The 24,080-nt window shown below is 72.9% G+C and carries 19 protein-coding genes; 13 read left to right on the top strand and 6 right to left on the bottom strand.

Annotated elements, in window-relative coordinates:
• The first annotated feature begins 64 nt into the window (after positions 1-64).
• On the top strand, positions 65-988 hold the full coding sequence (locus AB0C78_RS23315; RefSeq protein WP_360751179.1) for a helix-turn-helix domain-containing GNAT family N-acetyltransferase: 924 nt from the start codon (positions 65-67) through the stop codon (positions 986-988).
• Positions 989-1,759: 771 nt separating this feature from the next.
• Here AB0C78_RS23315 and AB0C78_RS23310 read toward each other — a convergent pair.
• Entirely contained in the window at positions 1,760-3,022 is a 1,263-nt protein-coding gene (locus AB0C78_RS23310) for a helix-turn-helix domain-containing protein (protein ID WP_360751177.1), read from the bottom strand.
• A 107-nt stretch (positions 3,023-3,129) separates the two neighbouring features.
• Here AB0C78_RS23310 and AB0C78_RS23305 point away from each other — a divergent pair, with 107 nt between their 5' ends.
• Together AB0C78_RS23305 and AB0C78_RS23300 are read left to right on the top strand one after the other, a co-directional pair.
• Positions 3,130-4,410, top strand: a complete 1,281-nt coding sequence (locus AB0C78_RS23305; RefSeq protein WP_360751175.1) for an MFS transporter — start codon at positions 3,130-3,132, stop codon at positions 4,408-4,410.
• 11 nt (positions 4,411-4,421) lie between these two features.
• Positions 4,422-5,702: an alkyl sulfatase dimerization domain-containing protein gene (locus AB0C78_RS23300; protein ID WP_360751173.1), complete on the top strand. Its 1,281-nt coding sequence runs from the start codon at positions 4,422-4,424 to the stop codon at positions 5,700-5,702.
• Positions 5,703-5,708: 6 nt separating this feature from the next.
• Here AB0C78_RS23300 and AB0C78_RS23295 read toward each other — a convergent pair whose 3' ends face one another.
• Positions 5,709-6,356, bottom strand: coding sequence for a hypothetical protein (locus AB0C78_RS23295; RefSeq protein ID WP_360751170.1), 648 nt, complete (start codon positions 6,354-6,356; stop codon positions 5,709-5,711).
• A 39-nt stretch (positions 6,357-6,395) separates the two neighbouring features.
• A complete protein-coding gene (locus AB0C78_RS23290) occupies positions 6,396-6,863 on the bottom strand; it encodes an NUDIX hydrolase (protein ID WP_360751168.1) in 468 nt (155 codons plus the stop codon).
• A gap of 165 nt (positions 6,864-7,028) precedes the next feature.
• Here AB0C78_RS23290 and lon point away from each other — a divergent pair, with 165 nt between their 5' ends.
• The gene (lon, locus tag AB0C78_RS23285; RefSeq protein WP_360751166.1) at positions 7,029-9,425 is read left to right on the top strand and encodes an endopeptidase La; all 2,397 of its coding nucleotides are present in this window, start codon (positions 7,029-7,031) and stop codon (positions 9,423-9,425) included.
• Positions 9,426-9,582: 157 nt separating this feature from the next.
• On the opposite strand, the gene AB0C78_RS23280 is transcribed toward lon, so the two are convergent.
• Positions 9,583-11,226, bottom strand: coding sequence for a GMC oxidoreductase (locus AB0C78_RS23280; protein ID WP_360751163.1), 1,644 nt, complete (start codon positions 11,224-11,226; stop codon positions 9,583-9,585).
• Positions 11,227-11,465: 239 nt separating this feature from the next.
• On the opposite strand from AB0C78_RS23280, the gene AB0C78_RS23275 reads away from it, so the two are divergent.
• The gene (locus AB0C78_RS23275) at positions 11,466-11,939 is read left to right on the top strand and encodes a VanZ family protein (RefSeq protein ID WP_360751160.1); all 474 of its coding nucleotides are present in this window, start codon (positions 11,466-11,468) and stop codon (positions 11,937-11,939) included.
• A 114-nt stretch (positions 11,940-12,053) separates the two neighbouring features.
• Here the strand turns inward: AB0C78_RS23275 and AB0C78_RS23270 are convergent, their stop codons facing one another.
• Positions 12,054-13,568, bottom strand: coding sequence for a nitroreductase/quinone reductase family protein (locus tag AB0C78_RS23270; RefSeq protein ID WP_360751157.1), 1,515 nt, complete (start codon positions 13,566-13,568; stop codon positions 12,054-12,056).
• A 456-nt stretch (positions 13,569-14,024) separates the two neighbouring features.
• On the opposite strand from AB0C78_RS23270, the gene AB0C78_RS23265 reads away from it, so the two are divergent.
• The 8 genes from AB0C78_RS23265 to AB0C78_RS23230 all read left to right on the top strand — a co-directional run bounded on the left by AB0C78_RS23265 (position 14,025) and on the right by AB0C78_RS23230 (position 22,323).
• Complete coding sequence (locus AB0C78_RS23265; protein WP_360751154.1) at positions 14,025-14,876, top strand: Gfo/Idh/MocA family oxidoreductase; 852 nt, start codon at positions 14,025-14,027, stop codon at positions 14,874-14,876.
• On the top strand, positions 14,873-15,724 hold the full coding sequence (locus AB0C78_RS23260) for a TIM barrel protein (RefSeq protein ID WP_360751151.1): 852 nt from the start codon (positions 14,873-14,875) through the stop codon (positions 15,722-15,724). Before AB0C78_RS23265 ends, AB0C78_RS23260 begins: the two co-directional genes overlap by 4 nt.
• Entirely contained in the window at positions 15,721-16,662 is a 942-nt protein-coding gene (gene iolC, locus AB0C78_RS23255; RefSeq protein ID WP_360751149.1) for a 5-dehydro-2-deoxygluconokinase, read from the top strand. The genes AB0C78_RS23260 and iolC overlap by 4 nt, the downstream gene beginning before the upstream one ends.
• Entirely contained in the window at positions 16,659-17,519 is an 861-nt protein-coding gene (gene iolB / locus AB0C78_RS23250; RefSeq protein ID WP_360751146.1) for a 5-deoxy-glucuronate isomerase, read from the top strand. The genes iolC and iolB overlap by 4 nt, the downstream gene beginning before the upstream one ends.
• Positions 17,516-19,366, top strand: a complete 1,851-nt coding sequence (gene iolD, locus AB0C78_RS23245) for a 3D-(3,5/4)-trihydroxycyclohexane-1,2-dione acylhydrolase (decyclizing) (protein ID WP_360751143.1) — start codon at positions 17,516-17,518, stop codon at positions 19,364-19,366. The genes iolB and iolD overlap by 4 nt, the downstream gene beginning before the upstream one ends.
• 112 nt (positions 19,367-19,478) lie before the next feature.
• Complete coding sequence (locus AB0C78_RS23240) at positions 19,479-20,429, top strand: sugar ABC transporter substrate-binding protein (RefSeq protein WP_360751141.1); 951 nt, start codon at positions 19,479-19,481, stop codon at positions 20,427-20,429.
• Positions 20,426-21,478 carry an ABC transporter permease gene (locus AB0C78_RS23235; protein ID WP_151544727.1) on the top strand — a complete coding sequence of 351 codons (1,053 nt, stop codon included), beginning with the start codon at positions 20,426-20,428 and terminating at the stop codon, positions 21,476-21,478. The genes AB0C78_RS23240 and AB0C78_RS23235 overlap by 4 nt, the downstream gene beginning before the upstream one ends.
• Positions 21,475-22,323 (top strand): ATP-binding cassette domain-containing protein, encoded by an 849-nt coding sequence (locus tag AB0C78_RS23230; RefSeq protein ID WP_151544726.1) that lies wholly within the window; start codon positions 21,475-21,477, stop codon positions 22,321-22,323. The genes AB0C78_RS23235 and AB0C78_RS23230 overlap by 4 nt, the downstream gene beginning before the upstream one ends.
• Before the next feature lie 60 nt (positions 22,324-22,383).
• On the opposite strand, the gene AB0C78_RS23225 is transcribed toward AB0C78_RS23230, so the two are convergent.
• The gene (locus AB0C78_RS23225) at positions 22,384-24,033 is read right to left on the bottom strand and encodes a serine/threonine-protein kinase (RefSeq protein ID WP_360751138.1); all 1,650 of its coding nucleotides are present in this window, start codon (positions 24,031-24,033) and stop codon (positions 22,384-22,386) included.
• Positions 24,034-24,080 lie beyond the last annotated feature (47 nt).

The raw sequence follows: 24,080 nt of genomic DNA, 5'->3' as shown, positions 1-24,080 counted from the left end.
GGGGCTGGATCTCCGGGCCCGTCCGGGAGTAACGTTTGACTGAGTCAAACGTGGGAGGGCGAGCATGGAGGCGACGGCGGCGGACGTCGGCACGGTCCGCGCGTTCAACCGGTTCTACACCGGGGTGATCGGGGTGCTCGGCGAGGGCCTGGTGCGCTCGCCCTACTCCCTCACCGAGGCCAGAGTGATCTTCGAGCTGGCGCAGCGCGAGGACACCGAGGTGCTCGCGCTGCGGCGCGCCCTCGACCTCGACCCCGGCTACCTCAGCCGGATGCTGACCCGCTTCGAGAACGACGGCCTCGTCGTCCGGGAACGCGCGCCCGGCGACGCCCGCCGACAGGTCGTCCGCCTCACCGACCGGGGCCGCGAGGTGCAGGCGATGCTCGACGAGCGGTCCAGCGCCGAGATCCGCGCGCTGCTGGACGGCCTCACCGGCGACGACCGCCGCCGCCTCCTCGGTGCGATGCGCACCGTGCAGGGCATCCTCGGCGACCGCGTCCGCACGGACGGCGCCGTCCTGCGCCCGCTGAGCCCCGGCGACCTCGGGTGGGTCGTCGAGCGCAACGGCGCCCTCTACGCCGAGGAGTGCGGCTGGGACCGCACCTACGAGGCGCTCGTCGCCCGCGTCGTCGCCGGCTACGTCGAGGACCACGACCCCGAGCGGGAGAGCGCGTGGATCGCCGAGGTCGGCGGCGAACGGGTCGGCGCGGTGTTCTGCGTCCGGCGCGAGGAGGACGTCGCCCAGCTGCGCCTCCTGCACGTCGAGCCCGGCACGCGCGGCCTGGGCGTCGGCGCGGCGCTGGTCGATGAGTGCGTCCGGTTCGCGACCGACGCCGGGTACCGCGAGATCATGCTGTGGACGACGGCGCTGCAGCGGCCCGCGCACCGGATCTACGAGCGGGCCGGGTTCCTCCTCGAAGAGGAGGAGCCGCCGGTCGCCCGCTTCGGCGACGTGGTGCACGGTCAGGTCTGGCGCAAGAAGCTCTGACCTGCCCGCGACTGACTGCGGGTTCGTCCCGGCGCGGGGGCCTGGAACGAACCGAGGCCCGTGAAGGCGCTCTTGCCTTCACGGGCTCGGCTCCGCAGCGATCCCTTACTGCGTGAGGGCGGCCGGGACGGGGGTCGGACGGAGTTCCGGCCGCCTGGTGCACCGGCATGGCGCCGGCTCGGATCGGGGCTGATTCCCACCTCCCTCCCGTGCCCGGCCGGACGGGGGCGTGACGGCCCGTCCGGCTTCGAGGGGCGGGCGCCGCACGGGCGCCCGGACGGACGGGGGCGTTGGGGCCGGGCCGGCGGCACAGGTCGGCGGGGCCGCCGGCCCGGCGGTGAGGGGCGCCGGCGCCGCGGGGGCGTACGGCACCGGCGCCCGATGGCGGTCGCGACGGGAGGCCCGGTCCGGTCCGGTGCGGCCGAGGACCCGAGGTGTGTCGCCGTCACCGGCCGGCAGGGCGCGCGTCGGGGGACGCCGCGCGCCCTGCCGGCCGGTCACGGGAACGCCCTCGGCCGCTCCGGCCGGGCCGTGCGGCGAACGGTGCGCGGGACCGGCGGGGCGGTGCTCACGCTGCGTGCCCTTCATCGCCCACCTCCCCGGTCCGACCTGGGACTTTGCCGTCCCAGGAGCTTGACGTTCACCCTGTGTCACGAACTCGTTGCGGTAAGTACCCGCACGTCATGCGGGCGTAAACCGGGGGTGCGCAAAGAATCGTGATCGCGAAGCGGTCTTTGCCAGCGCATTGCCCGGTGACAGGCGGACGGTCCGCTACGCCCGGCCGCCCCGGCCACGGAGAGTGAGCGCCGCGGCGCACAGCAGCACGCCGCGCGTGGTGCGCGGGTCGGCGCCGGTGAGGCGGGCGATGCGGGCGAGCCGGTTGTCGACGGTGTTGGGGTGCACGGCGAGCGCGGCGGCCGCCCTCCGCCGGTCCATGTCCGCGTCGAGGAACGCACGGAGCGTGTCCAGCAGCTCGGGGTGGGCGTCGAGCGGGTCCAGCGCGGCGCCGACGGCCGGGCCGCTGTCGCCGGGACCGCTGAGGTGGTAGTCGAGCAGCACGTCGCCCAGCTCGTACACGCCGGCGGGGCGCCCGGCCGCCTGCGCGATGCCGGCGATCCGGGCGGCCCGCCGGGACGCGTCCGGGACGTCCGCCGTGCCCTCGGAGCGGGCCGCGCCGGCGATCACGGGCCCGGCCGCGGTGCCCGCGGCGGTGAGCAGCCGCTCCAGGTCGGCGAGCCGTGCCGCGGCGGCCGACGGCAGCAGGACGTGCACCCCGCGCTCGTCCTGCAGCATCAGCGGCGCCCCCTCGCCGAACCCTTCGAGCCCCGCGCGGATCCGCCGCAGCACGCGGCGCTCGGCGATACCCGCGCCCGCCGTCGTGCCGGCCGTCGCGCCGGCGGCCTGGCCGTCGCCCGCGCCGGCGAAGCGCAGGTGGAGCACCAGGTAGGCGTCCGCGAGCGGGATCCCGAACCGGTCCGCCGTCGCGCGCGCCGGCTCCCCGGCGAGCAGCGCCCGCGCCACCTCCCGGACGGCCTCGCGCCGCTCGTCCAGGATCGCCGCCCGCTCCGCCTGGTACGCCTCCGTCACCGCGACGACGACCCGGTTCGTGCCGCGCAGCTGCAGCCGCGCCAGCATCGGCAGCGCGGCCAGCTCGTCCGGGCGGGCCTCGGCGACCAGCGCGTCCCAGATGACCTCGGCGCCGATGTAGTACGAGGCCAGCAGGTTCGCCAGCGGCATGCCCTCCTCGGCGCGCTGCGCGGCGCGCTCGCGGAACAGCCGCAGATCGTCCTCGTCCACCGGCGCGCCCTCGGCCATCCGCAGGAACTGCCGGATCGCGTACCGCGCGGTCGCCGCGATCTCCACGTCGCGCATGTCCGCCGGCAGGTCCGCGTAGTCGGGGATCGCGGCGAAGCGCCGCTGCGTCAGCTCCCGCGCGAGCCGGTTCACCTGCCCTTCGCAGCGCGCCGCCAGATCCGCCGCGACCTGCCGCACCCGGTCCCTCTCGATGACGACCTCCCGCGCCGATTGTGACATGTCACAGCCGAACCGGACGAACGCGGGAGAAGCGCCGGTTGTCGCGGCGCACCGGCCCGCAGGAGGGTGATCCGTACCACCCCGCCGCCCGAACGGAGCCCCGCCGCATGGCCGAACCGCCCGCGCCGACCCGCCGCGCCCGGACGATCCTGGCGCTGCTCGTCCTCTTCATGATGATCAACTTCATGGACAAGACCGTCCTCGGGCTGGCGGGCAAGCACATCCGCGACGACCTCGGGCTGTCCGACACCGCGTTCGGCTCCATCGGCAGCGCGTTCTACCTGCTGTTCAGCGTGTCCGGCATCGTCGTCGGGTTCCTCGCCGACCGGGTGCCGGCGCGCCGGCTGCTGACCGTCCTCGTCGTGGTGTGGAGCGTGTCCCAGCTGGTCATCGGGCTGCCCGCGGCCGGGCTCGGCGCCCTGCTCGTCACCCGCGTCACGCTCGGGGCGGCCGAGGGGCCCGCGTTCGCGACCGCCAACCACACCGCGTTCGGCTGGTTCCCCGACCGCGACCGCGCCCTGCCGAGCAGCCTGCTCACCGTCGGCGGCGCCGCCGGCGTCGCGATCGGCGCCCCGCTGCTCGCGGTCGTCGTCACCCGGTTCGGGTGGCGCGCCGCGTTCGCCCTCACCGGCGTCCTCGGCGTCCTGTGGACGCTCGCCTGGCTCGGCCTCGGCGGCGAGGGCCCCTACGCGTCCCGCGCGGAGCCCGCGCCGGACGAGCCGCGCGTCCCGTACCGGCGCCTCCTCACCCGCGGCACCGTCCTCGGCGGCCTCGCCGCCGGATTCGCCGGGTTCTGGACGATGGCCGTCGCCGTCACCTGGCTGCCGCAGTACCTCCAGCGCGTGCACGGCATCGCGCTGGAGAAGGCGAGCCTCATCGCCGCCGGGACACAGGTCGTCGGCATCGCGTTCATGCTCGCCATCGGCTACGCCTCCACCCGCATGATGCGCGCCGGACGGACCAGCCGGTCCGCGCGCGGCGTCCTCGGTGGCGCCGCCGTCGTGGTCTCCGGCCTCGCGACGCTGCTGGTCACCCGGGTCGGCGGGGGAGCGGCGCTGATCCTCGTCATGATGATCGCCTTCACCGTCGGGAACGCGTTCTTCGGGCTGATGCAGGCCGCGCTGTCCGAGCTCGTGCCCGCGTCCCGGCGCGGCGCGCTGCTCGGCATCGTCACCGCGATCGCCTCCACCGCGGGCGCGTTCGGGCCCCTGCTCACCGGCGCGATCGTGGACGCCGCCGCGACCCGCGCGGCCGGCTTCCAGCACGCCTTCGACCTCGGCGCCGCCCTGATGGTCTGCGGCGGGCTGCTCGCCGCCGCGCTGATCCGCCCGTCCCGCGACCGCGCCGCGCTCGACCCGGCGCCCGCCTCCGCCGTGCTCACCCACTGAAAGGAAGAACCATGGACATCAAGGACTACGCCGACAGGGTCTGGCGCGGCGCCGCCGACGACAGCATCGTCCACACCGGCATGGGCGGCTCCGGCGTCATCGAGATCGCCGACGGCCTCGGCTGGCAGCCGGGCTTCGGCAACGTCATCGCCTTCCGGAGCCAGGGCGAGCTGATGCTGTTCGACACCGGCAACCAGATGACCGCCGTGAGCCTGCACGACCGCGTCCGCGCCTGGACGTCCGACCCGCTCACGCTCGCGTTCTACTCGCACGGCCACATCGACCACGTCATGGGCATGGGCCCGTTCGACGCGGAGGACGGACCGCGCCCCCAGGTCGTCGCGCACGAGCTCGTCCGCGACCGCTTCGACCGGTACGTCCTCACCGCCGGCTACAACTCCGTCATCAACCAGCGCCAGTTCCAGGCCCCCGGCCTGCGCTGGCCCACCGAGTACCGGCAGCCCGACGTCACCTACCGCGACGCGCTGACCGTCACCCGCGCCGGCCTCACCTTCGACCTCTTCCACGCCAAGGGCGAGACCGACGACGCCACCGTCGCCTACGTCCCCGAGTACAAGCTGCTCCTGCCCGGCGACCTGTTCATCTGGCTCACCCCCAACTGCGGCAACCCGCAGAAGGTGCAGCGCTACCCCCGCGAATGGGCGCACGCCCTGCGCCGCATGGCCGCCCTCGGCGCCGAGATCATGATGCCGTCGCACGGCGCCCCCGTCTTCGGCGCCGACCGCGTCGCGCAGGCCCTCACCGAGACCGCCGAATGGCTCGAGAGCATCATCGACCAGACCCTCGCCATGCTGAACGAGGGCCGCCGCCTCGACGACATCGTGCACGCCGTCGCCCCGCCCGCGCACCTGTCCGACCGCGTCTACCTGCAGGCCAAGTACGACGAGCCCGAGTTCATCGTCCGGAACCTGTGGCGCATGTACGGCGGCTGGTACGACGGCAACCCCGCCCACCTCAAGCCCGCCCGCGACGCCGACCTCGCCCGCGCCGTCGCGTCCCTCGCCGGCGGGGCCGCCAAGGTCGCCGACGCGGCCCGCCGCGCCGCCGCCGACGGCGACCTGCGCCTCGCCGCCCACCTCGCCGAGATGGCCGTCCAGGCCGACCCGGACGACGCGTCCCTGCACGAGGCCCGCGCCGAGGTCTACGCCGCCCGCGCCGAGTCCGAGCCGTCCCTCATGGCCACCGGCGTCTTCAAGTGGGCCGCCGACGAGTCCCGCCGCGCCACCGGCCAGACCGAGACCCCCACCACCGTGGGCAAACTGATCTCCTGACCGCCCCTACCCGGCGAGCCGGGCGATCGAACGGGCGAGTTCGGAGGCGACCCGCCAGGCCCGGCGCCGCAGCTCGGCGGCCCGGGTGTCGGCCTTGTCCTGGTCGCCGGGTGCGGTCGAGACCAGCACGGTCACGTTGCGGACGCGGAAGAAGACGTCGCTGTGACCGATGGAGCGGTCCAGTGGTGATTGGAAGCCCTCGTCGCCGAGAGGCACCGGATCCCAGCTGCCGGTGTTCCTGTACTTCTTCATGTCGGCGAACATCTCTGTCGCATAGGCGGTCGCGTTCTCGGTCATAGCGGGATGGTGAAGTTCGATGCCCAACGCCGTCAGGTCCTTGTCCCAAGTGCGCCGATGGGGTGTGTACAGGTAACAGCTCCAGCGGTCGATGAAGGTGTTCGCCTGCTCCTGCCTGCACTCGGAGTCCTCGTCGGCGGCGAACCGCAGATCCTTGCGGAGCCCCGGCGACAGCAGGGTCCGGGGATCGGGGACGCGTTGCACCTCGCCGGGCCGGAAACTCAGCGAGGACGCGGGCGCGGGACGTGTGGACGCGGCGACCGGGAAGTGCGCCTCCGGTCTCGAACAGCCGCTCAGGAAAGCCGCCGCGAGGACGGCGCCGGCGAGGACGGCATGCGTGCGGCGGTGACCGGCCATCAGACGACTCCTCGTCGGGGGGACGGAGACTCCGGAACCCTATCGACCGGCCAGCCGGGCGAGGGCGGTGTCCAACGGCTGGGAATCGGCCGGTGGCGTGGTGGTGAGGTCCCACCACCGGATCGCGCTGATCTCGTGGTTGGGGATGAAGTGGTTGCGGGTGGGGACCTGGCCGGTGTAGATGGCGGCGTACTCGTCGCGGGGCGGGGCGACGAGGCGGAAGCGGGCGTGGCCGGCGAGGGTGAGGGCGGGGAGGTGGAGGCCGGTCTCCTCGTGGAGTTCCCGGACGGCCGCCTGCAGGGGCGTCTCGCCGGGCTCGATCCGGCCGCCCGGGAGTTCCCACTGGCGGCGGTGGCGGTCGAAGACCAACAGGACGGACGTCCCGTGACGGACGGCGACCAGGGCTGCGGGCATCGGGGCGTCGTCGGGGGTGTTGGACGTGGATACGGCAGGCAGGAACGCGGTCAGGGCGTTGCCGTCCGCGTCCGTCGCCAGGGCCCGGCTCATGGGGTCGAGGGTAGGCGGACGTTGATCGCTGAGAGCGAACGTTGCTGAGGAAATTAATAGCTGCTCCGTTTTCTTGAGTGTGTATGACTCAACTTGGTGTTGGGTTCCCGGGCGACCGGGACGGTCCCTCCCGAGGGGGCCGCGACGATGGACTTGGAGCTGAGCATGAGCGAGACCCTGACGCTGCCGGTGCTGCCCCTGGACGACGGGGCCGTTCTGCCGGGCATGGTGGTGCCCCTCGACCTGTCCGAGAGCGGCGAGGTCCGGGCGGCCGTCGAGGCCGCGAAGGCGGTGGCGCAGCCCAAGGGGCCCGGCATCCGGTCGGCCGGCAAGCCGCGGGTGCTGCTGGTGCCGCGGGTGAACGGGCAGTACGCGGGCGTCGGCACCCTCGGCGTCATCGAGCAGGAGGGACGGCTGCCGGGCGGCGAGCCCGGCGTGGTCGTCCGCGGCGTCCAGCGGGTGCGGATCGGGACCGGGACGACGGGGCCCGGCGCGGCGCTGTGGGTCGAGGGCACCGCGATCGAGACGCCGCCCGCGAACGGGCGCGCGCAGGAGCTGGCCAAGGAGTACAAGGGCCTGGTCAGCGCGATCCTGCAGAAGCGCGGCGCGTGGCAGGTCGTCGACGTGGTGCAGCAGATCGACGACCCCTCGACGCTGGCCGACAACGCCGGGTACGCCCCGTACCTGACGACCGAGCAGAAGGTCGAGGTGCTGGAGACGGTCGACGTCGTCGAGCGGCTCGAGCTGGTCATCGGCTGGACGCGCGACCACCTCGCCGAGCTGGACGTCGCGGAGACGATCCGCAAGGACGTCCAGGAGGGCATGGAGAAGACCCAGCGGGAGTTCCTGCTGCGGCAGCAGCAGGAGGCCATCCGCAAGGAGCTGGCCGAGCTGAACGGCGACCCGGCGGACGAGGAGGACGACTACCGGGCCCGGATCGAGGCCGCGAACCTGCCGGAGAAGGTCCGCGAGGCGGCGCTGAAGGAGGTCGACAAGCTGGAGCGGTCGTCCGACGCGTCGCCTGAGGGCGGCTGGATCCGCACATGGCTGGACACCGTCCTCGACATCCCGTGGAACGAGCGGACCGAGGACGCCTACGACATCGCGGGCGCGCGGAAGATCCTGGACGCCGACCACGCCGGCCTCGACGACGTCAAGGAGCGCATCATCGAGTACCTGGCGGTGCGCAAGCGCCGCGAGGACCGCGGCCTCGGCGTCGTCGGCGGGCGCCGCAGCGGCGCCGTCCTGGCGCTGACCGGTCCTCCCGGGGTCGGCAAGACCTCGCTGGGCGAGTCGGTCGCGCGGGCCATGGGACGGCAGTTCGTGCGCGTCGCGCTCGGCGGCGTCCGGGACGAGGCGGAGATCCGCGGCCACCGGCGCACCTACGTGGGCGCGCTGCCGGGACGGATCGTCCGGGCGATCCGCGAGGCGGGCTCGATGAACCCGGTCGTGCTGCTGGACGAGGTCGACAAGGTCGGCGCCGACTACCGGGGCGACCCGACGGCGGCGCTGCTGGAGGTCCTCGACCCCGAGCAGAACCACACGTTCCGCGACCACTACCTGGAGGTCGAGCTCGACCTCAGCGACGTGCTGTTCCTCGCGACCGCGAACGTGGTGGAGGCGATCCCCGGGCCGCTGCTCGACCGGATGGAGCTCGTCCAGCTGGACGGCTACACCGAGCACGAGAAGGTCACGATCGCCCGCGACCACCTGCTGCCGCGGCAGCTCGACAAGGCCGGGCTGGAGCCGTCGGAGGTGACGTTCGGCGACGACGCGCTGCGGCTGCTGGCCGCCGAGTACACCCGCGAGGCGGGCGTCCGGTCGCTGGACCGGTCGATCGCGCGGGTGCTGCGGAAGGTCGCCGCGAACGTCGCGCTGGAGAAGGCGACGCTGCCGGTCGCGATCGGCGCGGACGACCTGAAGGCCTACCTGGGCCGTCCCCGGTTCACCCCGGAGGTCGAGCTCGGCAGGTCCGAGCGGCGGACGGGCGTGCCGGGCGTCGCGACGGGCCTGGCGGTCACCGGCGCGGGCGGCGACGTCCTGTACATCGAGGCGTCGCTGGCCGACAAGGAGACCGGCGACACCGGCGTGACGCTGACCGGCCAGCTCGGCGACGTCATGAAGGAGTCGGCGCGGATCGCGCTCAGCTACCTGCGCTCGCGCGGCGCGGAGCTCGAGCTGCCGGTCGGCGACCTGAAGGACCGCGGCGTGCACGTCCACGTGCCCGCCGGCGCGATCCCGAAGGACGGCCCGAGCGCGGGCATCACCATGACGACGGCGCTGGCGTCCCTGCTGTCGGGGCGGCCGGTCCGGTCGGACGTGGCGATGACCGGCGAGGTGTCCCTGACCGGGCGGGTGCTGCCGATCGGCGGCCTGAAGCAGAAGCTGCTGGCCGCGTCCCGGCTCGGCATCACCACCGCGATCGTGCCGAAGCGCAACGAGCCGGACCTCGAGGACGTCCCGGCCGAGGTGCTGGACACCATGACCGTCCACGCCGTCAGCGACGTGCGCGAGGTGCTCGACCTGGCCCTGGAGCCGGCCACCACCCCCGTCGCGGTCTGACCCGGCGAACGCGCAACGCCCGCACCGGAACCTCCGGTGCGGGCGTCCCGCGTTCTAGGTGAGCCTTCCTGTGGGGGGACGACCCCCCAACACCCCCCCGGGTAAGAGCACCTGAACGGTGCCTTCCGCTCCGCTGGCGCTCCGCTCCAGGCACCGTTCAGGTGAGGTCGGTCTTGATGATCTTTTCGATGTTCCGTTCGGCCAGCGCGGTGATGGTGACGAACGGGTTGACGCCGGTGCTGCCCGGGACGAGCGACCCGTCGATCACGTAGAGGCCGGGGTGGCCGGGCAGCCGTCCGTAGCCGTCGGTGGCCTGGCCGAGGACGCAGCCGCCGAGCGGGTGGTAGACGAAGTCGTCGCCCCAGACCTTGTTGACGCCGAACATGTCCGACCGGTAGACGGTGACCGCCTTGCTGTTGATCTTGTCGAAGACGCGCTTGGCGGCGTCGATGGACGGCTGCGTCCAGGACGACTGCCACGACAGGTCGACCTTGCCGGTGCCGGAGTTGAAGGTGAACGTCCCCCGGTTCGGGTTCTTCGTGATCGCCAGGTAGAGGCTGACCCACAGTTCCGTGCCCGCCGGGAACGGGGCGATCTCGGCGAAGACCGGGCCGTTCGGGTCGCTCCAGTTGTCGATGCCCATCGCGGGGATGGTGGACTGGTCGGCGCCGGTGGTGTCCCAGACGTGGTTGGCGCGGGCGACCATCACGTTCCCGTTGTTGCCCCAGCCGGCGCCCACCGCGTCGGGCAGGTTCGGCAGCCGGCCCTGCGCCTTCATGGCGACCAGCAGCTTGGGCGTGCCGACGCTGCCCGCCGCGAAGAACACCCGGTCCGCCGTGACGGTCTTGCGTGCGACGGTGTTGCCGGCCGTGTCGATCTGCGTCATCTCGACCGTGTAGCCGCCGCCCGCGGCGGGCGCGACGCCGGTGACCGTGTGGAGCGGGCTGATGGTCAGCCGCCCGGTCGCGGCCGCCGCGGCGAGGTAGGTCTTGTCCAGCGACTTCTTGCCGTAGTTGTTGCCGTAGATGACCTCCTGCGCGAGCGCCGACTTCGGCTTCGTGCCGGCGTCCTCCTGCTTCATGTAGCCGAAGTCGTAGACGTTCGGGACGAACGTGGTCCCGAAGCCTGCGGCCTGGGCGCTGTCCCGCCCGACCCGCGCGAACTTGTACCACTTCGTGGACTCGAACCAGGACGTGTCGATGCCGTTGACGCCCAGCGCCGCGTTCGCGCGCGGGAAGTACGTGCCGTACATCTCGTCCGCGTTGACCGACGGCAGGATCTCCTCGAAGTACGCGCGCTTGGGCGTGACGGCCATGCCGCCGTTCACCAGCGAGCCGCCGCCGACGCCGCGCCCCTGGTAGACGCGCGTGTGGGCGAACGCCTCGGAGTCCAGGACGCCCGCGTACCGGTCGATGTTCTTGTTGGCGTCGACGCCGAGGAAGTACCCGACGGGCTGGTCGGTCCGGGTGCGGAACCAGTAGGACCGCCCGTCCGGCTTGAGCAGCGAGCTGAACACCTTCCCGTCCGGGCCGGGCGTCGTCCAGCTCTGCCCCATCTCGACGATGTGGGTGGCGATGCCCGCCTGGGTGAGCCGCAGCGCGGCGACCGCGCCGCCGTACCCGCTGCCGATGACCAGCGCCGGCACGTGGTCGCCGTCCGCGATCGCGTTGCTCGGCGCGGCAGCGGCGGCGGTCCGCCACGAGGGCAGGAGCAGCGCTCCGGCCGCGATCCCGGCTCCGGTGAGGAACCGGCGGCGGGTGATTCCCGAATCGGCGGCATGCTGCCGCCCGTGACCGGCCATGACGCAACCTCTCTCACTGATGACATTCCGTGAGGGGGCCTCGCGCCGGGCACCCGCGATCGGATGTGACTCCGATCACGGCGAATCATGCGCTTGCTTGGTCAGTCCTGTCAACGGCCGGTTCCGGCGCAATTCGGACACTCCATAACCCGCCGCCGGGACCCGGGAACCGCGCCCGTAATCCGCGGGGCGGCATAGCCGGCGGCGGAACGGGGGACCAGCGCGAGATGTTGGTGGAGATGTGGCAGCCGGCGGAACGCGGCGAAAAGGTGCCCTGGTACGTCCTCGTCTTTCGCGCGTGCGTGGTGACGGTCGCGCTCGCCGTTCTCGGCGTCTTCTTCTATTTCGCCTTCCGGCTCACGCTGACGCCCGTCCACGACCATGGCCAGGCCGGCGGGAACCTCCATCCCGGACGTTCGCTCCGCTTCTATATGGACCGCCCGACAAAGGAGGCCTTCCTGCAGATCGGCGGGAACCTGGCGCTGCTCGCGCCGCTCGGCGTCCTTTTGCCGATCGTCTGGAAGTCCCTGCGCGGGCCCGTCCGGCTCGCCCTCCTGACCGGCGCGTTCTCGCTGGCGATCGAGACCGTCCAGGGCGCCGTCGTGATGGGCCGCGCCTTCGACATCGACGACGTCATCCTCAACGTCGCCGGTGTGATGATCGCCTACATTCTGCTGGGCCGCCGCCTCTCGAAGACCCTGCGCGGCTCCTGATAAAAGGCGCGACTTCGTCCCGCGCCTCGGCTCCTATTGTCGAAGCATTATGGAACGGCGATGTCGCGAATGGTCGACGGCGCCTGACTGCGGAGCCCGCCGGCGCCGGCGCGTTCAGCGCGGGGAGAGGCGGAACACGCGCAGCTGGCGGTCGGCGCGTTCCACGTAGCGGTCGTAGACGGGCCAGACCGCGGTCAGGCGCGGCCAGGCCTCGGCGCGTTCGGCGTCGTCCAGCAGGTGGGCGGTCACCGGGGTGGTCGCCCCGCGGAAGCTCACCTCGGCGTCGGGGTTCTTGATGAGGTTGCCGGTCCAGGCCGGGTGCTTCTCGCGGCCGAAGTTCGAGCCGACGACGAGCCAGCCGTCGCCGTCGGGCAGGCAGGCGAGGGGCGTCTGCCGGCGCAGGCCGCTGACCGCGCCGGTGCTGGTCAGGACGAGGCTCGGGACAAGGAGCTGGCCAAGCATGGCGCGTCCGCCGGTGAGCCTGTGCAGGGTCCGGTCGACGGGCGGGACGATCTTCGGTCCGACCTTGGCGAACCAGCGGGCGCCGGAGATCCGCTGGAACAGCGGCCCCAGGGTCCGCTGGATCAGGGTCGGCTGGGCCATCTTCCGCTCCTCGGGGACGAGCCGGCCGGCCCGGCGGGGGTTCAGGTGTCCGCTCCCGGCCAGCCAGCGCAGGGCGTCCGCGACCGTCTCCTCGACGGGCCGCAGGGCGAGGTCCAGCGCGTCGAGCATCGGGCGGTCGTCGGTCGGGACGAGCGTGACCATGAACTCGGCGGCGTCGCGGGTGAGCGGGTAGTCGAACGGGCGGACGCGCTTGGCGGCGTCGAGCGCGGAGCCGAGCGCGAGCATCGCGCCGCTCGGCACCCGGACCCGGCGGCACTTCACGCCGGTCAGCGCGTCGCACAGGTCGGCGTACTGCGGCCAGGTGAGGTAGTGGCCGCCGAGCACCCACCGGCGCGGCCCGTCCGGGGACTCGACCGTGCGGGCCAGGGCGGTGGCGAGGTCGCGGACGTCGATGACGGACACGCCGCCGCCGGGCAGCGGCCACAGCTTGCCGAGCGCGGCGGCGAGCCCCTCGTTCAGCGCGTCGAGGTGGGGCTGGTCGGGCCCGCAGACGCCGCCGGGGTAGACGATCGTCACGGGCGCGCCGCCGTCCTGGAGGCCGCGGACGTAGTCCTCGGCCTCCAGCTTGGAGCGGCCGTAGCCGGTGCGGGGGCTCGCGAGCGGAGCGCCGGCGGTGATGACGGGGCCGGACGGGGGAACGAAGATCCCGATCGTGGACACGTGCACGATGGAGGACAGGCCGTGCTCGACCGCGCCGCCGATGACGTTGCGGGTGCCGGTGACGTTGACCTCGACGAGGTCGCGGTGGGGTCCGGTGACGCCGATCGCGGCGGCGGCGTGGATCGCGGCGTCGCAGCCGTCCAGCGCGTCGGCCACGGCGGCGGCGTCGAGCATGTCGCCCGGCAGCAGCTCGACCTCCTCGGCGTGGACGCCGACGGCCTGGAGCACCTTGACGGTCTTGCCGGGGTCGCGGACGAGCGCGCGCGGCCGGTGGCCCGCGGCGAGCAGGGCGCGGACGGTGTGAGAGCCGACGAACCCGGAGGCGCCGGTGACGAGGACCCGCATGGCATCAAACTAGCGCTTGGTGTTGGCGGTGCGACAGCCCGGGTCCGGGCCGCCGCCAGCCTAGTCGGCCGGGTTTCGGACACTTCATTTACCGGCGGCGCGCACGCCCGGCCGTTGACGCCCCTGGAACGCTCCAGCACACTCGGGACTCACCTGGACCGCCGACCGGGGAGGGGTTCCATGAGGATCGGACTGGCCGGCGCGGGGCGCATCGGTGCGCGCCACGCCGCGGCCCTGTGCGAACTGCCCGAGGTGGAGGCGCTGGTCGTCGCCGACGCGGACGCCGCCCGCGCCCGCGCCCTCGCGGCTCGCCTGACCGGCGCCTGGAGCGGAGCGCCAGCGGAGCGGAAGGCGGTGGTCAGGCTGCCTGTGCCGGGGGGTGCGGGGGGTCGTCCCCCCGCAGAGACGCGGATGAGCGCTCCTGGGGGGCCGCCGGGTTTGACGGATGTCCGGGCCGTGGACGAGGTGGGGGAGTTGTTCTCCGCCGGGCTGGACGGGCTCGTCGTGGCGGCGGCGACGGACGCGCACGCCGATCTGGTGGAGCGGGCGCTCTCGGCCGGATTGCCCGTCTTCTGCGAGAAGCCCCTTGCCTCCGATCTTGATGGAACGTTCCAAATCGTCGCGTCCGCGAAGAAGGCCGGAGTTCCGGTCCAGGTCGGGTTCCAGCGCCGCTTCGACGCCGGGAACGCGGCGGCCCGCGAGGCGCTCGCGTCCGGGCGGCTCGGCTGGCTGCACACCGTCCGGTCGTGCAGCTTCGACCCCGCGCCGCCGCCCGCCGAGTACGTCCCGACGTCCGGCGGGCTGTTCCGCGACTGCGTCATCCACGACCTCGACCTGATCCGGTTCGTCACCGGCCGCGACGTCGTCCGGGTCATGGCGTCGGGCGCCAACCGCGGCGAGGACTTCTTCCGCGAGAACGGCGACGTCGACACCGGGTCGGCGCTGCTCGTCTTGGACGACGGGACGCTCGCGCAGGTGTCGGCCACCCGCTACAACGCCGCCGGGTACGACGCGCGCCTGGAGCTGTTCGGCTCCAAGGACAGCATCGTCGCGGGCCTCGACGAGCGGACGCCCGTCACCGCGGTGCCCGAGCACGACGAGGAGCCCCGCGACCCCTATGCCGGGTTCCTCGAACGGTTCTCCGACGCCTACGACGCCGAGCTGCGCGCCTTCGTCGATGTCGTCGCGGGGCGGCGTGCCAACCCCTGCCCGCCCGAGGACGCCCTGGAGGCGTTCTACCTCGCCGAGGCCTGCGAGCTGTCCATGCGCGAGGGCCGCATCGTCGGGGCCGAGGAGGTGCGGCGATGAGGATCGCGGGCGCGCCGATCTCGTGGGGCGTGTGCGAGGTGCCCGGCTGGGGCCACCAGATGGCGCCCGCGCGCGTGCTCGCGGAGATGCGCGACCTCGGGCTCGCCGCCACCGAACTCGGCCCGGACGGGTTCCTGCCGGCGTCGCGGGACGAGCGCGAGGCGCTGCTGTCGTCGTACGGGCTGGGGCTCGTGGGGGCGTTCGTCCCGGTCGTCCTGCACGACCCGGACCACGACCCGATGCCGGAGATCGAGCGGGCGCTCGACGGCATGAGCGGCGTGCTCGTGCTGGCCGCCGCGACCGGACTCGCCGGCTACGACGGGCGGCCCGCCCTGGACACCCGGGCCTGGGCCACGCTGCTGTCCAACCTCGACGCGATCACGGCGCGGGCGTCCCGGCGCGGCCGGCTCGCGGCGCTGCACCCGCACGTCGGGACGGTCGTGGAGACCCGCGCGGACGTCGAGCGGGTGCTGTCGGGGTCCGGCGTGCCGCTGTGCCTGGACACCGGGCACCTGCTCGTCGGCGGCACCGACCCGGCGTGGCTGACCCGGTTCGCCGCCGCGCGGATCGCGCACGTCCACCTCAAGGACGTCGACGCGGCGCTCGCGGCCCGGGTGCTCGGCGGCGAGGTCGCCTACTCCGACGCGGTCCGCGACGGCCTCTACCGGCCGCTCGGGGAGGGCGACGTCGACATCTCCGGCATCATCGCGACCCTGGAGGGCGCCGGATACGGAGGCTGGTACGTGATGGAGCAGGACGCCGTCCTGGCGGAGGAGCCCGCGCCGGGCGCCGGACCGTACGACGACGTCCGCCGGAGCCTGGACTACCTCGCGAAGGCGGCCCGATGAGCCATGACCTGATCACGATGGGGCGGGTGAGCGTCGACATCTACCCGGACCAGGTGGGCAGGCCGCTGGAGGACGTCGAGTCGTTCGGGAAGTACCTCGGCGGGAGCCCCACGAACGTCGCGGTCGCGGCGGCCCGGTACGGGCGCACGACCGCGGTGATCACGCGGACCGGGGACGACCCGTTCGGCCGGTACGTCCACAAGGCGCTCAAGGAGTACGGGGTGGACGACCGGTTCGTCACGTCCGTCCCCGGGCTGCCGACGCCGCTGGCGTTCTGCGAGATCTTCCCGCCGGACGACTTCCCGCTGTACTTCTACCGCTATCCGAAGGCCCCCGACCTGGAGATACGTCCGCACGAGCTGGACATGGACGCGATCGGGCGGGCCCGGATCGTCTGGGCGACGGTGACGGGCCTGTCGCAGGAGCCGAGCCGCGAGGCGACGCTGCTCGCGCTCGGCGCGCACACCGGCCACGCCGTCATCGATCTCGACTACCGCCCGATGCTGTGGGACGACCCGGGGGAGGCGCCGCACTGGGCGGGCCAGGCCTTGGAACGGGCGACGGTCGCCGTCGGCAACCTGGAGGAGTGCGAGGTCGCGGTGGGGGAGCGGGAGCCGGAGGCGGCCGCCCGCGCCATCCTCGCCCGCGGCCCGGAGCTCGCCATCGTGAAGATGGGGCCGGACGGCGTCCTCGCCGCGACGCGCGAGGAGACGGTGCGGGTGCCGCCGGTCAAGGTGGACGTGGCGAACGGGCTCGGTGCGGGCGACGCGTTCGGCGGCGCGGTCTGCCACGGCCTGCTGTCGGGCTGGGACCTGGAGCGGATCATCGCGTTCGCGGGCGCGGCCGGCGCGATCGTCGCGTCCCGCATCGCCTGCTCCGCCGCGATGCCGGACGAGGCCGAAGTGGAGGCGCTGCTGGCGGAAGGGGCGATCGGATGAAGCACCACCTGCCGGCGGGCTCCGCCGCGGAGGGGCCGTACGGGGTCGTCGTGACGCCGGAGTCGGCGGGCTGGGCGCACACCGCGCTGCGCGTCCTCGACCTGCCCGACCCGGGCGGGCACACCTTCGGCACCGGCGACTTCGAGATGATCGTCCTGCCGCTGGCCGGGTCGTGCGCGGTGGAGTGCGAGGGCGAGCGGTTCGAGCTGGACGGCCGCGCGGACGTCTTCAGCCGGGTCAGCGACTTCGCGTACGTGCCGCGCGACGCGCGGGTGACGGTCCGGGGACAGGGCCGGTTCGCGCTCGCCGCGGCCCGCTGCCAGGCGCGCCTCGAACCCCGCTACGGCCCGGCCGAGGACGTGCCCGTCGAGCTGCGCGGCGCGGGACCGGCGAGCCGCCAGGTCAACAACTTCGGCACGCCCGAGGGGTTCCCGTTCGCCGAGAAGCTGATCGCGTGCGAGGTGCTCACGCCGGGCGGCTGCTGGTCGTCGTTCCCGCCGCACAAGCACGACGAGGAGGGGCCGGACGAGGCGGTCCTCGAGGAGATCTACTACTTCGAGGTCGCCGGCGACGGCGGCATGGCCTACCAGCGCGTCTACGGCACGCCGGACCGGCCGATCGACGTGCTGGCGGAGGTGCGCGGCGGGGACGTCGTGCTGATCCCGCACGGCTGGCACGGCCCGTCGATGGCGGCGCCGGGCCACGACCTGTACTACCTGAACGTGATGGCCGGGCCGTCGCCGGAGCGCGCGTGGCGGATCTGCGACGATCCCGCGCACGCGTGGGTCCGCGGCACCTGGCAAGGGCAGGCCGTCGACCCGCGGCTGCCGCTCACCTCGGCGAAGGGACGCTCATGAGGCTCACGGTCGGGCAGGCCGTCGTCCGTTTCCTCGCGGCGCAGTGGTCGGAGCGGGACGGCGAGGAACAGCGGTTCTTCCCGGGTTGCTTCGGCATCTTCGGGCACGGGAACGTCGCGGGGATCGGGCAGGCGTTGCTGGAGTACGGCGAGGAGATGCCGTACTACATGGCTCGTAACGAGCAGGCGATGGTGCATACGGCGTCGGGGTTCGCGCGGATGAACGACCGGTTGTCGACATTCGCGTGCACGACGTCCATCGGGCCTGGTGCGACGAACATGGTGACGGGTGCGGCGCTGGCGACCATCAACCGGTTGCCGGTGCTGCTGCTGCCGGGTGACATCTTCGCCACGCGTCCAACCAATCCGGTGCTGCAGGAGCTTGAAGACGCCCGTTCCTACGACGTCTCCGTCAACGACTGCTTCAAGCCGGTGTCGAAATACTGGGACCGCATCAACCGTCCTGAGCAACTGCCCAGTGCGCTCATGGCTGCGATGCGCGTGCTCACCGATCCTGCCGAAACCGGGGCCGTCACCTTGGCGCTGCCCCAGGACGTCCAGGCGGAGGCGTACGACTGGCCCGAGGAGCTGTTCGCGCGGCGCGTGTGGCGGATCCCGCGCGCGCTTCCGGAACCGGCCGCGCTCGACGAGGCGTGCGCGATCCTCCAGAAGGCCGAACGCCCGCTCATCGTGGCGGGCGGCGGGGTCATCTACTCCGGCGCCACCGACGAGCTGCGCGCGTTCGCCGAACGCACCGGCATTCCCGTGGCGGAGACGCAGGCGGGAAAGGGCGCCCTTCCCTGGGACCACGAGCATTCGGTCGGCGCCATAGGCGCGACCGGTACGACGGCCGCGAACGCCCTGGCGCGGGAAGCCGACGTGGTCATCGGCATAGGAACCCGCTACAGCGACTTCACCACCGCGTCCCACAGCCTGTTCGCCAACCCGCGCGTGCGGTTCGTCAACGTGAACGTGGCGCGGTTCGACGCGGCCAAGCTCGCGGGCACGATGGTCGTGGCGGACGCCCGCGAAGGCATACGTGGCCTGAACGCCGCCCTCGACGGCTACTCCGTCCCCAACGCGTACAGGCACGAAGCCACCGCGCTCATGGCCCGCTGGAACGCCGCGGTGGACGAGGCGTACGCCCCGCAGGACCGTCCGCTGCCCGCCCAGTCGGAGGTCATCGGCGCCGTCAACGAGGTGAGCGGCCCGCGCGACGTCGTCGTCTGCGCGGCCGGCTCGATGCCGGGCGACCTGCACAAGCTGTGGCGGGCGAGCGACCCCAAGGGCTACCACGTCGAGTACGGCTACTCCTGCATGGGCTACGAGATCGCCGGCGGGCTCGGCGTGAAGATGGCCGACCCGTCCCGCGAGGTGTACGTCATGGTCGGCGACGGGTCGTACCTGATGATGGCGCAGGAGCTCACCACCGCCGTCGCCGAGGGCGTCAAGCTGGTCGTCGTGCTCGTCCAGAACCACGGGTTCGCCTCGATCGGGAACCTGTCGGAGTCGGTCGGCGCGCAGCGGTTCGGCACCCGCTACCGCGCCCGCACCGGGACCGGGCTCGACGGCGAGCGGCTCCCCGTCGACCTGGCCGCCAACGCCGCCAGCCTGGGCGCCGACGTGCTCCGCGCGTCCGGCGTCAAGGAGCTGCGCGAGGCGCTGCGCCGTGCCCGCGAGAGCGACCGGACGACCGTCGTGCACATCGAGACCGACCCCCTGATCGACGCGCCCGGCAGCGAGGCGTGGTGGGACGTCCCGGTCGCCGAGGTCTCCGCGCTCGGCTCCACCCGCGAGGCGCGCGGCCGGTATGAGAAGGAGGTCTGGTCGCGCCGCCGCCATCTGTGATCAACTCTCTGTCCCGGCTCACTTTCTCGGGGGAGAATCGGAGAGCGTCCGTATGAAAGGCGTGTTCGCGCGAACGTCGTTCAAGGGCCGTGCACCCGTCAGGAGGCTGGCGGTGCTGGCCGTGGCGGGGATGCTGGCGCTCGGCGCGTGCAGCAGCTCCGGCGGCAAGAAGGGCGAGGAGAAGGCGACCGGCGGGAACGGGCCCCGGCTGAAGATCGCGATGGTCACCCACTCGGCGCCCGGCGACACCTTCTGGGACATCGTTCAGAAGGGAGCGAAGGCGGCCGCCGCCAAGGACAACGTCCAGTTCCTGTACTCGGCCGACCCGGACGGGGGCAAGCAGGCGCAGCTCGTCCAGACCGCGATCGACCAGAAGGTCGACGGCATCATCGTCACCCTCGCCAAGCCCGACGCGATGAAGGACGTGCTGGCCCGCGCCACCGCCGCGAAGATCCCCGTCGTGTCGATCAACTCCGGCGCGGAGGACTCGGCGAAGCTCGGCGCGCTCGCGCACTTCGGCCAGGACGAGTCGATCGCCGGCGAGGCGGCCGGCACGGAGCTGGCGAAGATCGGCGTGAAGAAGGCGCTGTGCGTGGTGCACGAGCAGGGCAACGTCGGCCTGGAGAGCCGCTGCGCCGGCGCGAAGAAGACCTTCTCCGGCCAGCTGCAGAACCTGTATGTGCAGGGCAGCGACATGCCGCAGGTCAAGTCGTCCATCACCGCCAAGCTCCAGTCGGACAAGAGCATCGACGGGATCCTGACGCTCGGCGCCCCGTTCGCCGCGACCGCGGTCGACTCGGTCAAGGAGACGAGCAGCAAGGCCAAGGTCGCCACGTTCGACCTGAACAAGGACCTGATCGCCTCGATCAAGTCCGGTGACATCCAGTTCGCCGTCGACCAGCAGCCCTACCTGCAGGGCTACGAGGCCGTCGACGAGCTGTGGCTCTACAAGACCAACGGCAACGTGCTCGGCGGCGGGCGGCCCGTGCTGACCGGTCCCGCGATCGTCACCAAGGACAACGCCGCCTCGCTGGAGGGCTTCGCCGTCCGGGGGACGCGGTGACGCAGGCGGTCGCCGGGCCGCCCGCGGCCGTGCCGGACGAGCGGCTGGCGCGGGAGTCGCCGCTGCGGCGGCTGCTGCGCCGGCCCGAGTTCGGCGCGCTGCTCGGCGCGGTCGCGGTGTTCGTGTTCTTCTCGCTGGTCGCCGACGCGTTCCTGCAGGCCGACTCGTTCTCGACGGTGCTGTACGCGAGCTCCACGTTCGGGATCATGGCGGTCGGGGTGTCGCTGCTGATGATCGGCGGCGAGTTCGACCTGTCCGCCGGGGTCATGGTGACGACGGCGGCGCTCGTCGCGACGCTGGTCAGCTACCAGCTCACCCTGAACCTGTGGGTCGGCGTCGCGATCTCGCTCGTCGTGACGCTGGCGATCGGGGCGCTGAACGGCCTGCTGTACATCAGGACGGGCCTGCCGAGCTTCATCGTCACCCTCGCCACCTTCTTCATGCTGGCCGGGGCGAACCTCGGCGTGACGAAGGCGGTCACCGGGAACGTCGCGTCCGACTCCGTCCGGGACATGGACGGGTTCGAGAGCGCGCGGAAGGTGTTCGCGTCCGACGTCGACGTCGGCGGCGTCAACGTCAAGATCACCGTGTTCTGGTGGCTGCTGTTCGTCGGGATCGCGACCTGGATCCTGCTGCGCACCCGCGCCGGGAACTGGATCTTCGCGGTGGGCGGCGCGGCCGGCAGCGCCCGCGCCGTCGGCGTCCCCGTCGCCCGCACGAAGATCGGCCTGTTCATGGGCGTGGCGTTCTGCGGCTGGTTCTCCGGGATGCACCTGGTGTTCGCGTTCGCCACCGTCCAGTCGGGCGAGGGCGTCGGCAACGAGTTCAACTACATCATCTGCGCGGTCATCGGCGGCTGCCTGCTGACCGGCGGCTACGGGTCGGCGATCGGCGCGGCGATCGGCGCGTTCATCTTCGGCATGGTGAACAAGGGCATCGTGTACGCCGAGTGGAACCCGGACTGGTTCCGGTTCTTCCTCGGCGCGATGCTGCTCATCGCCACCGTGGTCAACCTGATCGTGCGGCGCAGAGTGGAGCGGTCGGCATGACGGACCCCAAGGACGCGCCGCTCGTCCGGCTGGCCGGCGTCGGCAAGAACTACGGCAACGTCATCGCGCTGCGGGACGTGGACCTGGAGGCGTCCGCCGGCGAGGTGACCTGCGTGCTCGGCGACAACGGCGCCGGCAAGTCCACCCTCATCAAGATCGTCGCCGGGCTGCACCGGCACGACCTCGGCACCTACGAGGTGCAGGGCGAGCCGGTGGCGTTCTCCTCGCCGCGCGACGCGCTCGACCGCGGCATCGCGACCGTCTACCAGGACCTCGCGGTCGTCCCGCTGATGCCGGTGTGGCGGAACTTCTTCCTCGGCTCGGAGAAGCGCAAGGGGTTCGGCCGCATGGACATCACGTTCATGCGCCGCACCGCCAAGCGCGAGATGGCGGCGATGGGCATCGACCTGCGCGACGTCGACCAGCCCATCGGCACCCTGTCGGGCGGCGAACGGCAGTGCGTGGCGATCGCCCGCGCCGTCTACTTCGGCGCGAAGGCCCTGGTGCTGGACGAGCCGACGGCCGCGCTCGGCGTGAAGCAGGCCGGGACCGTCCTGCGCTACATCGTGCAGGCGCGCGAGCGGGGCCTCGCGGTCATCTTCATCACCCACAACCCGCACCACGCCTACCCGGTCGGCGACCGCTTCCTGATCCTCAACCGCGGCCGCCCGATCGGCTACCGCACCAAGGAGGAGATCACCCGCGAGGAGCTGACCGCGCTCATGGCGGGCGGCGCCGAACTGGAGGAGCTCGCCCACGAACTGGACGCCGCCGTGTCCGGCTCGGGCAGCCGCGCCGCGAAGGAACTGGCGGAGGGCGCCGACCACCTCCGCAAGTCCGACTGACCCCGGGACACGGCGGGCCGCGGGACGGACGGCCCGCCGTGGCGTCAGCTCCAGGTGGTGTCAGGTCCAGGTGGCGTTCGCGAGGATCGCGTCCAGGTTCGGGGTGTTCCACTCGTCGACGATCAGGAACTTCGACTGCGGCAGGTACCACCATCGCTGGACGAACGACACGCCGGTCCTCTGGATCATCTCGGGCCCGGAGGTCAGGCGGATGCATTTCAGGCGCCACTCGCGGTACTCGGCGTTCCGGCCGCCGATCGGCCGCAATCCGCTGCGGACGAGTTCGAAGTCGCCGCCGCCGTAGTACAGGTCGGTGTCGGGCGGGCAGATGTGCGACACGTCCGTCTCGGGGGCCCACGGCTGAGTGCGGTTGAAGGTCTGCCAGCCGGTCCTGCCGTCGTTCGACCACGGCTTCGTGATCACGAGGATCGCGGGGCAGAACGTCCAGGAGGGGGATCCGCGCAGCCCGTCCTTCGGGATCCGGCAGGCGCCCGGTGTGGTGACGTTGTGGTTCGCGGTGTCCTGCTTCGTGAGGCCCAGGCTCCTCGAGCGCCAGCCCGCCGGCACCGTGAGCGTCAGCCGGCCGAGCCGCAGCGGTACTCCGGACGGCTTCGGGCGGGCCGTGGTCGCGGCGGTGACGGGGCGGGACGAGTGGTCGGGCTGGGCGGCGCGGTAGGCGGCGGCTCCGCCGATCGTGGTGCCGGCGACGGCGGTCGCGGCGGCGGCCACGGCCGCCTTGGTGCCGACGGCCGCGAGCACTCCGCCGGACCCCGCCGCGGCCCCCGCCGTTCCGGCTCCGGCCGCGGCGCCCGCGCCCGCCGCGCCCGCACCTGCCGGGACGAGCCCGGCGGCGGCCAGCGGGAACAGCGCGGCCAGCGCGACGGCGGCCCCGGCGAGGACGCGCAGGCCCCGCGCCTCCCAGTCCGGCCCGTACGCGCCGCCCGCGACCTCGTCGAGGTGCCCGACGAACGCCGAGGCGCTGACCGGACGGTCCGCCGGGTCCTTGGCCATGCCGCGGGCGATGAGCGGGCGCAGCGGCTCCGCGACGTCGCCGGCGGGCACGGCCTCGCCGAGATGGCCGGCCCTGATCGACGCCCGGTCGCCGTTCCCGTACGGGCGGCGGCCGGTGAGGGCCTCGTAGAACACGCATGTCGCGGCGTACACGTCGGTCGCGGGCGTGGCGGGCTCGCCGCGCCACTGCTCGGGTGCCATGTACAGCGGCGTGCCCTCGGCGGACGCGCCGCCCGCCACGACCGCGATGCCGAAATCGATGAGCCTGCTGCGTCCGTCCGCCGGGACGATCACGTTCGCCGGCTTGTAGTCGCGGTGGACGACCCCGGCGGCGTGCGCCGCGGCGAGGCCGAGCAGCGACCCCTTGAGCACGGTGAGCGCCGCCTCCGGTTCCAGCGGGGCGTGCCTGCGGAGGATCTCCTTGAACGGGACGCCGTCCACCGCCTCCATGACGATGGCGAGGTCGTCGCCGTGCTCGACGAGCCGGTAGAGCCGGGCCACGTTGGGGTCGTCGACGCGGCCGAGCATGCGGGCCTCGTCCCGGAACCTGTCGCGCGCTTCCGGAGCGGCGCCGGCCGTGAGGTACTTGATGGCGACCGGGGTACCGCGGACCTTGTGCCGTGCCAGCACGACCCGTCCCTGCGCGCCCTGCCCCAGCTCCCGCACTTCCTCGAACTCCGGAACACGCCACTGCGCCACGGCCGCTCCTCAGACTCGTCGCGGTGATCCCTCCCGTGTGACGCGGG

Source organism: Actinomadura sp. NPDC048394, from assembly GCF_040651755.1.
In the GTDB taxonomy this organism is placed as follows: domain Bacteria; phylum Actinomycetota; class Actinomycetes; order Streptosporangiales; family Streptosporangiaceae; genus Spirillospora; species Spirillospora montaniterrae.
Note: the sequence above shows the minus strand (reverse complement) of the source record. Positions and strands in the feature narration are given on the sequence as shown.